The sequence below is a fragment of the Rhodanobacter sp. Root480 genome (assembly GCF_001426645.1).
In the GTDB taxonomy this organism is placed as follows: Bacteria; Pseudomonadota; Gammaproteobacteria; order Xanthomonadales; family Rhodanobacteraceae; genus Rhodanobacter; species Rhodanobacter ginsenosidimutans.
Genome location: NZ_LMEX01000002.1, coordinates 1,249,285 through 1,264,425, shown reverse-complemented (window position 1 = coordinate 1,264,425; position 15,141 = coordinate 1,249,285). Strand labels below are relative to the sequence as shown.

The 15,141-nt window shown below is 66.3% G+C and carries 12 protein-coding genes; 10 read left to right on the top strand and 2 right to left on the bottom strand.

From position 1 onward, the window contains the following. Positions 1-282 precede the first annotated feature (282 nt). The 10 genes from zwf to ASD22_RS12390 all read left to right on the top strand — a co-directional run bounded on the left by zwf (position 283) and on the right by ASD22_RS12390 (position 12,699). On the top strand, positions 283-1,689 hold the full coding sequence (gene zwf, locus ASD22_RS12435; RefSeq protein WP_056083698.1) for a glucose-6-phosphate dehydrogenase: 1,407 nt from the start codon (positions 283-285) through the stop codon (positions 1,687-1,689). After that, positions 1,683-2,414, top strand: coding sequence for an HAD family hydrolase (locus ASD22_RS12430; protein WP_056083695.1), 732 nt, complete (start codon positions 1,683-1,685; stop codon positions 2,412-2,414). Before zwf ends, ASD22_RS12430 begins: the two co-directional genes overlap by 7 nt. A gap of 66 nt (positions 2,415-2,480) precedes the next feature. Next, complete coding sequence (gene tal / locus ASD22_RS12425; protein ID WP_056083692.1) at positions 2,481-3,569, top strand: transaldolase; 1,089 nt, start codon at positions 2,481-2,483, stop codon at positions 3,567-3,569. Beyond that, entirely contained in the window at positions 3,566-5,212 is a 1,647-nt protein-coding gene (gene pgi / locus ASD22_RS12420) for a glucose-6-phosphate isomerase (RefSeq protein WP_056083689.1), read from the top strand. Before tal ends, pgi begins: the two co-directional genes overlap by 4 nt. A gap of 250 nt (positions 5,213-5,462) precedes the next feature. Beyond that, positions 5,463-5,801 (top strand): hypothetical protein, encoded by a 339-nt coding sequence (locus ASD22_RS12415; protein WP_056083687.1) that lies wholly within the window; start codon positions 5,463-5,465, stop codon positions 5,799-5,801. Next, positions 5,798-7,840 carry a hypothetical protein gene (locus ASD22_RS12410; protein WP_056083684.1) on the top strand — a complete coding sequence of 681 codons (2,043 nt, stop codon included), beginning with the start codon at positions 5,798-5,800 and terminating at the stop codon, positions 7,838-7,840. The genes ASD22_RS12415 and ASD22_RS12410 overlap by 4 nt, the downstream gene beginning before the upstream one ends. A gap of 202 nt (positions 7,841-8,042) precedes the next feature. Beyond that, the gene (gene pgm, locus ASD22_RS12405; protein WP_056083681.1) at positions 8,043-9,689 is read left to right on the top strand and encodes a phosphoglucomutase (alpha-D-glucose-1,6-bisphosphate-dependent); all 1,647 of its coding nucleotides are present in this window, start codon (positions 8,043-8,045) and stop codon (positions 9,687-9,689) included. Between the two features lie 134 nt (positions 9,690-9,823). Further along, entirely contained in the window at positions 9,824-11,872 is a 2,049-nt protein-coding gene (tkt, locus tag ASD22_RS12400; RefSeq protein WP_056083678.1) for a transketolase, read from the top strand. 66 nt (positions 11,873-11,938) lie between these two features. Further along, the gene (locus ASD22_RS12395) at positions 11,939-12,151 is read left to right on the top strand and encodes a DUF2945 domain-containing protein (RefSeq protein ID WP_056083675.1); all 213 of its coding nucleotides are present in this window, start codon (positions 11,939-11,941) and stop codon (positions 12,149-12,151) included. 2 nt (positions 12,152-12,153) lie between these two features. Continuing rightward, positions 12,154-12,699, top strand: a complete 546-nt coding sequence (locus ASD22_RS12390) for a DUF488 domain-containing protein (RefSeq protein ID WP_056083672.1) — start codon at positions 12,154-12,156, stop codon at positions 12,697-12,699. A gap of 128 nt (positions 12,700-12,827) precedes the next feature. Here the strand turns inward: ASD22_RS12390 and gnd are convergent, their stop codons facing one another. Both gnd and ASD22_RS12380 read right to left on the bottom strand, forming a co-directional pair. Then, the gene (gene gnd, locus ASD22_RS12385; RefSeq protein WP_056083667.1) at positions 12,828-13,733 is read right to left on the bottom strand and encodes a phosphogluconate dehydrogenase (NAD(+)-dependent, decarboxylating); all 906 of its coding nucleotides are present in this window, start codon (positions 13,731-13,733) and stop codon (positions 12,828-12,830) included. A gap of 62 nt (positions 13,734-13,795) precedes the next feature. Further along, positions 13,796-15,130, bottom strand: a complete 1,335-nt coding sequence (locus ASD22_RS12380; RefSeq protein ID WP_056083665.1) for a glucoamylase family protein — start codon at positions 15,128-15,130, stop codon at positions 13,796-13,798. Positions 15,131-15,141 lie beyond the last annotated feature (11 nt).

The following is a 15,141-nucleotide window of genomic DNA, read 5'->3' as shown; positions in this document are numbered from 1 at the left end:
CCCTCCCCTGCTCGCAGGGGAGGGCTGGGGAGGGGTCGCTCTTCGTCACGCGGAGCGAAAAGCGTCACCCCATCCAGCCTCCCCCCGCAAGCAGGGGGAGGGGCAGAAGCGGCGGTTTCGCAAGTCCCCATTCCCCATTCCCTATGCGCCGCCTTAACCGTGCCTCGCGCAGGCTGCGTAGTGGAGTTGTCGCCGCGACAATGCAACCATCGGCGGATAGCGTTTTTCCGCGCCGTGCAGCCGGCCGGCTGCATCCCCACCCGCATGGAGTGATTCCTCGTTATGCCGATTTCCCGCTCGGATGCCCTCGTGTTCTTTGGCGCCACTGGCGACCTGGCCTACAAGAAGATCTTCCCCGCGCTGCAGTCGATGATCCAGCGCGACGGGCTGGACCTGCCGATCATCTGCATCGCGCATTCGGGTTGGACACTGGAGCAATTGCGCCAGCGCGCCCACGACAGCCTGGCGCACGCGGCCAAGGCGCAGGGCACCACGCTGGACGAGGCCACGTTCGCGAAGCTGGCGGCGAAACTGCAATACGTCGATGGCGACTACAACGACCCGGCCACCTTCACGCTGTTGAAACAGGCGCTGGGCGAGGCGCAGCGGCCGCTGCACTACCTGGCGATACCGCCCGCGCTGTTCGGGGTGGTGGCGCGCGGCCTGAAACAGGCCGGTTGCGCCGACGAGGCGCGCATCGTGGTGGAGAAGCCGTTCGGCCGCGACCTGGCCTCGGCGCGCAAGCTCAACGCCACGTTGCACGAGGTGTTTCCGGAGCCGTCGATCTTCCGCATCGACCACTACCTGGGCAAGGAGCCGGTGCAGAACCTGCTGTATTTCCGTTTCGCCAACACCGTGTTCGAGCCGGTGTGGAACCACCATTACGTGGACAGCGTGCAGATCACCATGGCCGAGCAGTTCGGCGTGGACGGTCGCGGCGGGTTCTATGAAAGCGTGGGGGCGATCCGCGACGTGCTGCAGAACCACCTGCTGCAGGTGACGTCCTTGCTGGCGATGGACGCGCCGGTAGGCAACGACCCGGCCTCGCTCAACGCCGAGAAGCTGCGCCTGTTCCGCGCGATGCGCCCGCTGGAACCGGCCGACGTGGTGCGCGGCCAGTTCACCGGCTACCGCGACGTCGACGGCGTGGCGCCGGATTCGGACGTGGAAACCTTCGTGGCGCTGCGCCTGTATATCGACACCTGGCGCTGGGCCGGGGTGCCGTTCTACATCCGCGCGGGCAAGAACCTGCCGATCACCACCACCGAGGTGATGGTCGACATGAAGACGCCGCCGATGTCGATCTTCGACGATATCCGCGCGCCGGAATCCAACTACTTCCGCTTCCGGCTCAGCCCCGAGGTGGTGATCGCCGAGGGTGCGCGGGTGAAGCGGCCGGGCGAGGCGATGCGCGGCAACCCGGTGGAACTGGTGGCGCGGCACGACACGACGCCGGAGAAATCGCCGTACGAGCGGCTGCTGGGCGACGCGATCCGCGGCGACAACTCGCTGTTCACCAGCGATGAATGTGTGGAGGCGGCCTGGGCCGTGGTCGACCGCGTGCTGAATCACGAAAGCCCGGTCGCGCCCTACGAACCGGGCACCTGGGGGCCCGCCGCCGCCGCTGACGTCGTCGCCAGCGCCGAGGGCTGGCACGACCCGCAAGCGGAGACCAGCGAACCATGTTGACCGATACCCAAGACGCTACCCCGGCCGTCGTTTTCCTGTGCGACGTGGACAATACCCTGCTGGACAACGACCGCTTTCGCGACGACCTGGGCGACGAGCTGGAGCGCCTGTTCGGCACCGCTGAGCGCGACCGCTACTGGACGATCTACGACCGGCGCCGCGAGGAGCTGGGCTACGCCGACTACCTGGGCACGCTGGAATGCTTCCGCACCGGGCTGGACAACGACCCGCAGCTGCTGAGCATGTCCGGCTGGCTGCTGGATTACCCGTTCGCCGACCGGCTGTACCCGCAGGCACTGGAAACGGTGGCACACCTGCAATCGCTGGGCCCCACGGCGCTGCTGTCCGACGGCGACATCGTGTTCCAGCCGCGCAAGATCCACCGCTCCGGGCTGTGGCAGGCGCTGGGCGGCCACGTCATGGTCTACCTGCACAAGGAGCGCATGCTGGTGGCCATGCAGCAGCGCTACCCGGCCGCGCATTACGTGATGGTGGACGACAAGCCGCACCTGCTGGCGCGCATGAAACAGCACATGGGCAGCCGGCTGACCACCGTGTTCGTGCGCCAGGGCCATTACGCCGAGAATGCCGCCGGCGACACCATCGATCCGGCCCCCGACATCACCATTGCGTGCATCGGTGACCTGCGCGGGCGTAAGCTTGGAAGTTTCCTGCCCACCGGGGCGGTCATCAGTTTGCCGTCGACGAGCTTGCCATCCGGTTGAGCCGTCCATACGTCCATAATGAATACCCCATCCGATCAATCCGCAACAAGGCACCATGGAGTCCGCATGAAAGCGACACAACAATTGCATGAACTCGGCCAGAGTCTGTGGCTGGACAACATCACCCGCACGATGCTGGACGACGGCACGCTGGCCCGCTACATCGCCGATTTCTCGGTGACCGGCCTCACCTCCAACCCCAGCATCTTCGAAGCGGCGATGGCCGAGGGCGACGCCTACGACGACGGTATCAAGGCCAAATCCAGGGCCGGGCTGTCCGGCGAGGCGCTGTTCACCGAACTGGCGCTGGAAGACCTGCGCCGCGCCGCCAAGCTGTTCAAGCCCGTTTTCGACGCCACCAACCAGGTCGACGGCTGGGTGTCGATGGAGGTTTCCCCGCTGCTGGCCGCCGACACCGCCGGCTCGCTGGAGGCCGCCCGCCAGATCCACGACCAAGGCAACTGCCCCAACCTGTTCGTGAAGATCCCGGGTACCCCCGAGGGCGTGCCGGCGATCGAGGAGGCGATTTTCGCCGGCATCCCGATCAACGTGACCCTGCTGTTCTCCCGCGAGCAGTACCTGGCCGTGGCCGAGGCGTACATGCGCGGCATCGAGCGCCGCGTCGCCGCCGGGCTGGACCCGAAAGTGGGCTCGGTGGCGTCGGTCTTCGTCAGCCGCTGGGACGTGGCCAGCAACAAGCAGCTGCCGCCGGAACTGCACAACAAGCTGGGCATCGCCGTGATCCAGCAGACCTACCGCGCCTACCGCGAACTGCTGGCCTCGCCGCGCTGGCAGAAACTGGCCGCCGCCGGCGCCCAGCCGCAGCGCCTGCTGGTGGCCAGCACCGGCACCAAGGACCCGAACGCGTCCGACACGCTGTACATCAGCGCCCTGGCGGCACCGGACACCATCGACACCATGCCGGAGAAAACCCTGCTGGCGCTGGCTGACCACGGCCAACTGAACGGCGTGATGCCGGAGAACGGCGGCGATGCGGACGCGACCGTGGCGAAGATCGCCGCCGCCGGCGTGGACATCGACGCCCTGGCGCTGAAGCTGCAGCAGGATGGCGCGCAAGCGTTCGTGAAGTCGTGGCACCAGTTGCTGGGACGTCTGTCGGACAAGGTGGACAGCCTCGGCGCCGCCAAGGCATGAGCGCCGACCTCACCCGCAGCCCTGCATGGCTGGCGCTGAAACAGCACGCGGCGCAGGTCGGCTCACGCCACCTGCGCGAGCTGTTCGCCGCCGATCCGCAGCGCGGCGAGCGGCTGGTGATCGAGGACGTGGGCCTGTATTTCGATTACGCCAAGCAGCGCGTCAACGCCGACACCATGGACCTGCTGCGCCAGCTGGCCGAAGACCGCGGCGTGCGCCAGCGCACCGCCGCGATGTTCGCCGGCGAGCGCATCAACACCACCGAAGACCGCGCCGTGCTGCACGTGGCCCTGCGCGCCCCGGCCGGCGAGCAGATTCTGTTCGACGGCCATGACGTGGTAGCCGACGTGCACGCGGTGCTCGACCGCATGGCCGCGTTCAGCGACCAGGTGCGCGATGGCAGCTGGCGCGGCCATACCGGCAAGCGCATCCGCAACGTGGTCAGCATCGGCATCGGCGGCTCGGATCTCGGGCCAGTGATGGCGTACGAGGCGCTACGCGACTTCAGCCAGCGCGACATGGTGTTCCGCTTCGTCTCCAACGTGGACGGCACCGACTTCGCCGAGGCCGTGCGCGACCTGGACGCGGCCGAGACGCTGTTCATCGTCTGCTCGAAAACCTTCACCACGCTGGAAACGCTGAGCAATGCGCAGGCCGCGCGGCAATGGGCGGTGCAGGCGCTGGGCGATGACAGCGCGGTGGCGAAGCACTTCGTGGCCGTCTCCACCAACGCCGACGAAGTGGCGAAGTTCGGCATCGACACCGCCAACATGTTCGGCTTCTGGGACTGGGTGGGCGGTCGCTATTCGATGGAGTCGGCGATCGGCCTGTCCACCATGCTGGCGATCGGGCCGAAGCACTTCCGCGACATGCTGGCCGGTTTCCATGCGATGGACGTGCATTTCCGCGATGCGCCGTTCGAACGCAACCTGCCGGTGACGATGGCCCTGCTGGGGATCTGGAACACCAACTTCCTGGACGCGGCCACGGTGGCGGTGCTGCCGTACGAGCAGTACCTGAAGCGCTTCCCCGCCTACCTGCAGCAGCTGACGATGGAGAGCAACGGCAAGAGCGTCACCCTCGACGGCCAGGCGGTGGATTACGCCACCGGGCCGATCTACTGGGGCGAGCCGGGCACCAACGGCCAGCACTCGTTCTACCAGCTGATCCACCAGGGCACGCGCATCGTGCCGTGCGACTTCATCGGCTTCGGCCAGACACGCAACCCGGTGGGCAACCAGCACGATCTGCTGATCGCCAACCTGATTGCCCAGGGCGAGGCGCTGGCGTTCGGCAAGAGCGCTGACGAAGTGCGTGCCGAAGGCACCGCCGAGGCGCTGGTGCCGCACCGCACCTTCGACGGCAACCGCCCCAGCAGCACCTTGCTGGCGGCCGAGCTGACGCCGTTCGCGCTGGGCTCGCTGATCGCGCTGTACGAGCACAGCGTGTTCGTGCAGGGCGTGATCTGGGCTATCGACTCGTTCGACCAGTGGGGCGTGGAACTGGGCAAGCAACTGGCCAAGACCACCATCGCCGAACTCACCGCAGCCCAGCTGCCGGCATTGGCACACGACAGCTCCACCAATGCGTTGATACGCCGCTACCGGCAATTGCGGGACGGCACGTCCGCCAGCAGCGGCTGATACACGCGGCCAAAACGATGACCGGCATCGGCCAAGGATGGCCCGATGCTCAGCCCGGTGCCCTCGACACGGCGCGGCATGCTGATCCGCCATACGGTCACCTAAACCGGCGCAGCTGGAACGCGTCAGGCTCCGCGTACGACGGCCGCGACCAGATCCCGCATCGGAGAGGGCACCACGGCCTCGATGCCTACGCGGCGATCGCGGTATAACAACGCTTCCCTCCCAAGCTTTTCAAGGACGTTGAGCCATGGCCCAGACCATCAATCCCGTCAAGCTCAAGGCCGCCGCCGAGCATCTCGAGTGGGTGCTGCAGCAGTATCCCGAGAGCGAGGAGGTGCAAAGCCTGCTGCGTTCGCTGGTGCCGCTGATCGAGGATGCCAAGGAAGCGAAAATAACGGAGCCGAAGGATCGAGCGGATATTCCCGGTGCATACAACTTTGGGGACGGTCGCTACATTCCCTATGGGAACCCGAGTGTTGACGAGGCTTACGTCAATTTCTCAATCGAAGTGCGCGGAGGATTGACCGAGCAGGAAATTCGAATCAATGCACGCATGGATGCCATGCGTAATGGTTCCAAGCGATGAGCGGCCTTAGCCTCCTTTCCGACGCCATCAAGAAGCAATACGCAGATCAGATATTGAGGGCCAATACCTTCAAACCCCAAGGCATAAGCGAAAAGGCGGCGCTCACTTATCTCGATACCGACGACGGCGCTATTTACTGGTCCCAGATCGCCGAGGGGTTTCCTCCGGGCACTGACTCCAAGTTCATCACCGAGCGCGCAGTCAATCAGCTCAAGTCCGGCCGCGAACTTCCGCGCATGGAAACCATCGGCACCAACGAAGTGCTCGTCAAATTCGTCGCGGACGGTTTTGAACCAGGCGAATTCTCACCATATTGGGCAAGGGAATCGGCAGGCAACGCGGCTGTCGAGGCCGGCGAGAACATTTCTCAGTTCTACGGACTTCCCATTGGCAGCGAAGCACCGCGCTATGGCATGTACCGCATGACGGCACGCGAGCCCACGCAGGTGTTCATCACCACCGTCGCGCCCACCTCCGAGCTGGACGGCCTGGTCACCAAAGCTGGCGGGGCCGAGCAGGTGCTTGTGCCCAACCGCAAGTTGTTCGACAACCCGGAACTTGTCCGGTTTGTCGACAACACGCCCGCCATCGCGGCGGAAGCCGAACGCGGAGTTGCGCGGAACGCTGTTCGCGGCTTCGCTGCCGTGAGCGGCGCCGCCGTGGCCTACGACGCCACCACCACCGCGTCACGGGCAGCTGATCTGCGCGAGCACGGCAACCGCGTTGGCGCCCAATCGGAAATCATGCATTTCGGCGGCCGCAATCTCGGGGCGCTGGGCGGCGCCGTGCTGGGTGCGCAAGTGCTGGGCGCGGCCGGCATCGAATCCGGGCCGTTCGATGTGCTGGTGGCAGGCCTCGGCGGCATGGGTGGCGCGATAGGCGGCGAGAAGCTGGCCGAGGCCTACGACCAGCACCAGATCTACAGCCAGACGGACCCGCACGGCGTGGCCTGGAACTACGATCCAGACAAGCCGCAACAAGGCTGGACACGGCAGGTGCCAACGAGCGAGCTCGCGAAGGCTCCGACGCTGGGATACGGCGCCCTGCCCGTGCCGGTGATGCGCACGATCAGCGCCGATCCGGCACTCGCCGATCGCCTGACGTTTCACGCCAACAACGCCGCGGTAAACCTTGCGCTGGCCCATCCGGCCGAACCGCGCGATCCCTACACCCAGCCAGCGGCACCGCACGATACGCACAGCCACGTCGCCGCTCCCTGGAAGCGCGATGCGCAGACGCAGCAATGGTCGCGCGTGGTCACCGATCGGATGCTGGAGCATGGCATGGCCGCGACGCACATCGAGCACGCCAGCGCGGCACGTGCCGCGCAGCTCGACGAGGCCGCGCGGCAGACCATCGAAGCCAACCTGGCCGGCTCCCGTCGGGGCATCGCCGAACGGTATCAGACGGCCTATCAACAACGCGGCTGGTCGCAGTACGGTGATCTACCCGAAGCCGTCTCCCATGCCCTGCACGAACCGTCGGATACGCTGCGGGCATCGGATGGCCACACCTACACCCGCAGCATGGATGGCCAATGGAACACGCCCGGCCTGCTCTGGGGCACCAACGCGGCCGAGGGCAACCTGCGCCGCGAGCTGGATGCCACCCGACGCGTTGCGCAACCCCAGCGGGAACAAGGTCAGGCCTCCGACGGAATGCAGGCCTTGCGCCCTTTCGGCGACCCGGACCATCCGCAACATGCATTGTTCAACAAGCTGCACGACATGTTTCCTGCCGGCACGTCCAACGAACGGCTGCATCAGGCCACCGCCGCCTGTTACAAGGCGGGCATCCGGCAACCGGAGCATCTTTCGGCGATGGGGACCAACGATGGCGCCATCCACTTCGGCTCGTCCCAACTGGGCGGCGGATACGGCCGGATGGACATCGCGACCCCTCCGCCGACCATCGCCCAGACCATGCAGGACGTGCAGCAATACGATCGGCAGCAAACGCAGTGGATGGCACAGATACAGGCGCAGAATGCGCAACTGAGCCAGCAGGGGCAGCCGGGGCCCATGTCGGGCGGGCGATAGGAGCCATTCTGCTGCGGGGTCGCGCTTTTTTCGGGGGCCGGCCAGAAGTCGCAGCGCGTATGCGAATCCCCGGCGTCACCAGCCCATACCCGTCCACATTGCCTTTTCTTTCGCGCTGCAGGGATCACACTTACCGCCTTGAAGCACGAATCCCGGACATCACGTCCGACCAAGAAAGTCACCGCAAGGTTTTCGAGAGCACATGAGTCAGAAGATCAGCCCACTCGCCGGCAAGCCGGCGCCCGCATCGATACTCGTCGACATCCCCAGGCTGCTGGCCGCCTACACCGACCTGCAACCCGATCCCTCCGTACCTGCCCAACGTGTGGCGTTCGGCACCTCAGGCCATCGCGGCAGCTCGTTCGAGCGCAGCTTCAACGCCTGGCACATCCTGGCGATCAGCCAGGCGATCTGCGAATACCGGAAAGCCAAGGGCATCGACGGCCCGCTCTTCATCGGCGCCGATACCCACGCGCTGTCGCAGCCGGCGTTCGAGAATGCACTGGAGGTACTGGCCGCCAATGGCGTGGAGACGATGGTTTCCACCGGCGGCGAGTTCACCCCCACGCCGGCGGTCTCGCACGCCATCCTGGTCTACAACCGGGGCCGCACATCCGGCCTGGCGGACGGCATCGTGATCACGCCGTCGCACAACCCGCCCGACAATGGCGGCTTCAAGTACAACCCCAGCAACGGCGGCCCGGCCGACACCGACATCACCAAGTGGGTGGAGAACCGCGCCAACGCGCTGCTGGAAGGCGGCCTGCGCGAGGTGAAGCGGATGCCGCTGGCGCAGGCGCGCAAGGCCTCCACCACGCACGAGCACGACTACCTCAATCACTACGTGGCCGACCTGGCCAACGTGATCGATTTCGACGCGATCCGCGGCGCCGGCATCCGCATGGGCGTGGACCCGCTGGGCGGCGCCGGCGTGCACTACTGGGGCCCGATCTCCGAGCGCTATCGGCTGGACCTCACCGTGGTCAGCGACGTGGTCGACCCGCAGTTCGCCTTCATGAGCGTGGACTGGGACGGCAAGATCCGCATGGATCCCTCGTCGAAATACGCGATGCAGCGGCTGATCGGGCTGAAGGACCGCTACGACGTGGCGTTCGCCTGCGACACCGACCACGACCGCCACGGCATCGTCACCCGTTCCAGCGGATTATTGGAACCCAATCATTACCTGTCGGTGCTGATCGACTACCTGTTCCGGCACCGGCCACAGTGGAACGCGCAGGCCGCGGTGGGCAAGACGGTGGTCAGCACCGCGCTGATCGACCGCGTGGCGAAGCGGCTGGGTCGCCAGCTTTACGAGGTGCCGGTGGGTTTCAAATGGTTTGCGCCGGGCCTGTTCGACGGCTCGCTGGGTTTCGGCTGCGAGGAAAGCGCCGGCGCCTCGCTGCTGCGCCGCGACGGCACGGCCTGGGTCACCGACAAGGATGGCCTGGTACCCGCGCTGCTGTCGGCCGAGATCACCGCCCGCGAGGGCAGGGACCCGGGCGAGCTGTATGCGCGGCTCACCGATGAACTGGGCAAGCCGTTCGCCAACCGCGTCGAGGCGGCGGCCACGCCGGCGCAGAAGGCGAAATTGTCCAAACTGTCGCCCGAGCAGCTGAAGACCGACCAGCTCGCCGGCGAGAAGATCGAGCAGGTGCTGGATCGCGCGCCCGGCAACGGCGCGGCCATCGGCGGCATCAAGGCCGTGGCCGCCAGCGGCTGGTTCGCCGCGCGGCCATCCGGCACCGAGGCGATCTACAAGATCTATGCGGAAAGCTTCAGGGACGAGGCGCATCTGCAGGCGCTGCTGAGCGAGGCGCAAAGCATCGTGGACAGCGCATTGGCCTGAAGCCCCATTGTGTGGTGGGAGCGACTTCAGTCGCGATGCTTTTGCCTTGGAGCCCCAAAGAAAGAGCATCGCGACTGAAGTCGCTCCCACAAAAGTCGCTCCCAAGCATCCCCACCTCTTCCGGAGAAACCACCATGTCCAACGACCTCGACCAGCAATGCATCGACACGCTTCGCTTCCTGTCGGTGGACATGGTGCAGAAGGCCAACAGTGGCCATCCCGGCTTGCCGCTGGGCGCGGCGCCGATGGCCTACGTGCTGTGGACGCGGCACATGAAGTACAACCCGGCCAACCCGCAGTGGACCGACCGCGACCGTTTCGTGTTGTCGGCCGGGCACGGCTCGGCGCTGCTCTACAGCCTGCTGTTTGCCACCGGGTACGACCTGTCGCTGGATGACATCAAGCACTTCCGCCAGTGGGGCAGCAAGACGGCGGGTCATCCCGAATACGGCCACACGCCCGGCGTGGAAGTCACCACCGGCCCGCTGGGCCAGGGCCTGGCCAATGCCGTGGGCATGGCCTTGGGCGAGGCGCAACTGGCGGCCAGCACCAACCGCGACGGGCACACGGTGATCGACCACCGCACCTGGGCCATCGTCAGCGATGGCGACCTGATGGAAGGCGTGGCCAGCGAGGCGGCCTCGCTGGCCGGCCACCTGAAGCTGGGCAAGCTGGTGTGCCTGTACGACGACAACTACGTGACGCTCTCCGCCGGTACCGACATGACCTTCTCCGAAGATCGTGCCAAGCGCTTCGAGGCCTACGGCTGGCAGACCATCACCGTGCCCGACGGCAACGACGTGGCCGCCATCGACAACGCCTTGAAGGCGGCCTGCGCCGATACCGAACGCCCCACCCTGATCCTGGTGCGCACCCACATCGGCTTCGGTTCGCCCGAGCAGGACAGCTACAAGGCCCACGGTTCCCCGCTGGGTACCGAGGACGTGGCCAAGACCAAGCAGAACCTGGGCTGGCCCACCGAGCCGGATTTCCTGGTGCCCGAACCGGCGCTGGCGCACATGCGCCAGGCGCGGGATCGCGGCGCGAAGGCGGAAGCGGACTGGCTCAGCCGTATGGACGGCTATTCCAAGGCCTTCCCCGACGAAGCGAAAGCCCTGGACCGCCGCCTGCGCGCCGAGCTGGCGCCGAACTGGGACGCGGATATCCCGACCTTCCCCGCCGACGCCAAGGGCATGGCCACCCGCGTGGCCGGCGGCAAAATCATGAATGCGTTCGCGGCTGCGGTGCCGGCGCTGTGCGGCGGTTCGGCCGATCTGGATCCCTCCACACACACCGCGCTCAAGGGCCTGGGCGATTTCAATCCCGCGCCGACGCCGGGCGAAGACACCGAAGGCTCCGACGGCGGCGGCTGGAGCCGCGCCGGGCGCAACTTCCACTACGGCGTGCGCGAGCATGCGATGGCGGCGATCAGCAATGGCCTGGCGGCGCACGGCGGCTTCATTCCGTTCGACGCCACCTTCCTGATCTTCTCCGATTACATGCGCCCGGCCATCCGGCTGTCCGCGCTGATGGGCCTGCACGTGGTGCACGTGTTCACCCACGACAGCGTGGCGCTGGGCGAAGACGGCCCCACCCACCAGCCGGTGGAACAACTGGCCAGCCTGCGCGCCATCCCCAACCTCACCGTGATCCGTCCCGGCGACGCCAACGAAACCGCGGTGGCGTGGAAGGTGGCGGTGGAAACCCGCCACGCGCCGGTACTGTTGGCGCTGACGCGGCAGAACGTGCCCACCCTCGATCGCCAGCGCTGTGCCAGCGCCGACGGCCTGCGCAAGGGCGCCTACGTGCTTAGCGACGCGAAGGACGGCAAGCCCGCGCTGATCCTGATCGGCACCGGCTCCGAAGTGGGCCTGATCCTGCAGGCGGCCGAAAAACTGCAGGCCGAAGGCATCGCCGTGCGCTGCGTGTCGATGCCCAGCTGGGAGCTGTTCGACGCGCAGCCGCAGAGCTATCGCGACGAAGTACTGCCGCCGACCGTGCACGCGCGGCTGGCGGTGGAGCTGGGCTCGCCGCAAGGCTGGCACCGCTACGTGGGCGACCGCGGCGGCGTGTTGGGCATCGACCACTTCGGCGCCTCCGCTCCGGCCGACGTGCTGCTGCGCGAGTTCGGTTTTACGGTGGACAACGTGGTGGCGCGGGCGAAGGCGTTGCTGCAGGGGTAATCGCGGCTTCACGCACGCATGAAGCGGTCTCTGCTTTCATGCGTGCGGTATCCACCGGAGGCCCTCATGTCCCACGCATTCAAAGTCGGCGACCACGTGCGCTGGAATTCCGAAGCCGGCCACGTCAGTGGCACCATCACCAAGGTGCACACGCGCGACACGGAATACAAAGGCCACATGCGCCGCTGCAGCGAGGACGATCCGCAGTACGAGATCAAGAGCGACAAGACCGATCACGTGGCGATGCACAAGGGCGCCGCGCTGCACAAGATCGACTGAGCATGCTGGTCAAGCCTGCCACCGTGTGGACCATCGGCCACTCCACCCGCACGCTGGAGGAGTTCACTGGCCTGCTGCAGACCTACCGCATCGAGGCGATCGCGGACGTACGCCGCTTCCCCGGTTCGCGTCGCTACCCCTATTTCGCCAGCGAGGCACTGGCCGAGTCGCTGCCCACCCACGGCATCGCCTATCAATGGATGCCCAAACTGGGCGGGCGGCGCAAGGTGCAACCGGGCTCGCCGAATACGGCGTGGCGCAATGCCTCGTTCCAGGGCTACGCCGACTACACCGCCACCGACGAATTCGCCGAAGGGCTGGAGGCGCTGCTGGCGCTGGCCTCGCAGCGACGCACGGCGATGATGTGCGCCGAGGCGGTGTGGTGGCGCTGCCATCGCTCGCTGGTGTCCGACGTGCTGAAGCTGCGCGGCATCGAGGTCATCCACATCATGGACGCCACCCACAGCACCGAGCATCCCTACACCTCGCCCGCGCGCATCGTCGATGGCGAGCTGAGCTATGCGCCGGCGCAAGCGGATCTGCTTTAAACCGCACTATGGGAGCGCGCCTGTAGGAGCGACTTCAGTCGCGACCGCTTTTGCTCCGAAACTGCAAAGCTGAAACGGTCGCGGCTGAAGCCGCTCCTACAGGGACAGGAACCTCCCAGCGAACCCGATCATTCCTTCTTGATCGCGTGTCCGCCGAATTCGTTGCGCATCGACGACAGCAGCTTGTCGGTGAACGACTCGGTGTCGCGCGAGCGCAGGCGGGCGATCAGCGACAAGGTGATCACGGGCGCGGGCACGTTGAGCTGGATCGCCTCGTCCACCGTCCAGCGGCCTTCGCCGGAATCGGGCACGTAGGGCGCGATGCCGTCCATCTTCGGGTTCTTGGTCAGCGCGTCGGTGGTGAGGTCGAGCAGCCACGAACGCACCACGCTGCCCTGGCGCCAGATCTCGCCGATCTGCGCCAGATCCAGGCCGAACTCCTGCTTATGCTCCAGGATGGAGAAGCCTTCGGCATAGGCCTGCATCATGCCGTACTCGATGCCGTTGTGGACCATCTTGGTGAAGTGGCCGGAGCCGACCGGACCCACACGGCCCCAACCCGCATCCTTGCCCGGCGCCAGCGTCTCGAAGATCGGCTGCAGACGTTTCACCACCGCCTCGTCGCCGCCGACCATCATGCTGTAGCCCTCGGCCAGGCCCCACACGCCGCCGCTGGTGCCGCAGTCGACGTAGTCGAGCTGGTGCTCGCGGTACAGCGCGGCGCGACGCAAGGTGTCGTTGTAATTGGAGTTGCCGCCATCGATCACGGTGTCGCCGGGGGACAGCAGCGACAGCAGCGTGTTGACGGTGTCATCGGTGATCGCGCCGGCGGGCACCATCAGCCACACCACCCGCGGCGCTGGCAGCGCCTGCACCAGGGCCTGCAGCGAATCGGCGCTGGCCGCACCCTTGCCTTCCAGCGCCTTGCGCGCGTCGACGTTCGGGTCAAAGCCGGTGACCTTGTGGCCGCCACGCAGCAACCGTTCGGCCATGTTCGCGCCCATGCGCCCCAAACCCACCATGCCAAGTTCCATCGCACTACTCCGTCACAGAAAACAAAAAAAGGGCGCGCCACACGGCAGCACCCGGGAAGGCATTATCGCGTATGCCGATCGGTATCCAGCCAGCCACCGCTGAAACCGGCGCGGCGCAGGCCATCGATGATGTAGCGGCAGCCACGCATGAGCTGCCACGGCAGGCCGCTGCGGTAATTCTCCACCATCAGCAGGATCGGCCCCAGATTCAGGCCGAAAAAGTACGGCGACACCCAGCCATCCAGCGCCATGCCGGGTTTGTCGACGTAGCTCTGGTTGAAGCTGGCCTTGAAGCCGTAGGGATGATGATCGTGCAGCTGCAGCGTATGGATGAAGTGGTGCACCGCGGGCAACACGACCTCCGGCGCGAACGGCAGCGAGGCCACCACCGCCCATGGCGCCAGCGTGCCGTCGTCGATACCGAACGGTGCGCCGCGGCCCTGGTAATCGTAAAAGTGCCGCTCGATGCCGTTGACCTTCAACGTGGCCGGGCCGGGGCCGTCGCTGGCGGTGATGCCCCAGCAGTCGGCGCCGTAGCCCTTGAAACCCAGCGGGTTGTCGATGGCATAGCGTTGCTGGATCAGGGTGGCGCGGCGACTGTTCTCGAAATAATCGATGCCCTTGCCGCGCATGAACGCGTCCTGGATACCGCGGAAATCGATCCACGCATGCGACAGCTGATGGGTGAACAGCGGCCCCGCGTACAGGTAATCGAGGTCGTAGCAGTGCTTCCATTCGTAGGTGCTGGCCCAGGCCGCGTACGCGCTGGGCGGCAGCGGATGGGTGGGCGAACCCAGCGCCAGCACGTACAGCAGCAGCCCTTCGTCATAGCCCTGCCAGCGGTGCGGGATGAAGCCGCTTTCCGGATGCCAACCATGGCCGATGGTGCCATCGGCGGCTTGCGCCCAGAGCCAGTCGGCGCGTTCGTACAAGGCGTGCGCGATCTCGCGTACTTCCTTCTGCTCGGCGCTGTCGTCGTTGAAATACGCGGCCGCGGTCAGCATGCCGGCAAACAGGAAGGCGCTGTCCACCGTGGACAGCTCGCATTGCCAGGCGCGCCGGCCCGTCTGCATGTGCAGGAAGTGGTAGTAGAAGCCGCGGTAGCCGGTGGCGTCCGGTTCCGGCCCTTGCGGGCTGTCACGAAAGAAACGCAGCGTGGTCAGCACCCGCTGCAACGCCTCCGCGTGGCTTAGCAGGCCGCGTTCGACCGCCACCGGATACGCGCTGAGCGCCAGCCCGGTGGCGGCGATGCTGCACGGCCAGTCCGGCGCGGTCTTGTCCGATACCAGGCCGTTCAACGGGTTGGTTTCGTACTGGAAATACGCAAACGCCTTGCTCTGCAGCCGCTGGAACAACGGGTCGGGCCGGAGCGGCGGGCTGGACGGGGACGAACGCATGGATCGGGGAG

Bases quoted from the DNA above. Each gene is read 5' to 3' on its own strand.
- zwf (WP_056083698.1), top strand. From the start codon at position 283: ATGCCGATTTCCCGCTCGGATGCCCTCGTGTTCTTTGGCGCCACTGGC.
- ASD22_RS12430 (WP_056083695.1), top strand. From the start codon at position 1,683: ATGTTGACCGATACCCAAGACGCTACCCCGGCCGTCGTTTTCCTGTGC.
- tal (WP_056083692.1), top strand. From the start codon at position 2,481: ATGAAAGCGACACAACAATTGCATGAACTCGGCCAGAGTCTGTGGCTG.
- pgi (WP_056083689.1), top strand. From the start codon at position 3,566: ATGAGCGCCGACCTCACCCGCAGCCCTGCATGGCTGGCGCTGAAACAG.
- ASD22_RS12415 (WP_056083687.1), top strand. From the start codon at position 5,463: ATGGCCCAGACCATCAATCCCGTCAAGCTCAAGGCCGCCGCCGAGCAT.
- ASD22_RS12410 (WP_056083684.1), top strand. From the start codon at position 5,798: ATGAGCGGCCTTAGCCTCCTTTCCGACGCCATCAAGAAGCAATACGCA.
- pgm (WP_056083681.1), top strand. From the start codon at position 8,043: ATGAGTCAGAAGATCAGCCCACTCGCCGGCAAGCCGGCGCCCGCATCG.
- tkt (WP_056083678.1), top strand. From the start codon at position 9,824: ATGTCCAACGACCTCGACCAGCAATGCATCGACACGCTTCGCTTCCTG.
- ASD22_RS12395 (WP_056083675.1), top strand. From the start codon at position 11,939: ATGTCCCACGCATTCAAAGTCGGCGACCACGTGCGCTGGAATTCCGAA.
- ASD22_RS12390 (WP_056083672.1), top strand. From the start codon at position 12,154: ATGCTGGTCAAGCCTGCCACCGTGTGGACCATCGGCCACTCCACCCGC.
- gnd (WP_056083667.1), bottom strand. From the start codon at position 13,733: ATGGAACTTGGCATGGTGGGTTTGGGGCGCATGGGCGCGAACATGGCC.
- ASD22_RS12380 (WP_056083665.1), bottom strand. From the start codon at position 15,130: ATGCGTTCGTCCCCGTCCAGCCCGCCGCTCCGGCCCGACCCGTTGTTC.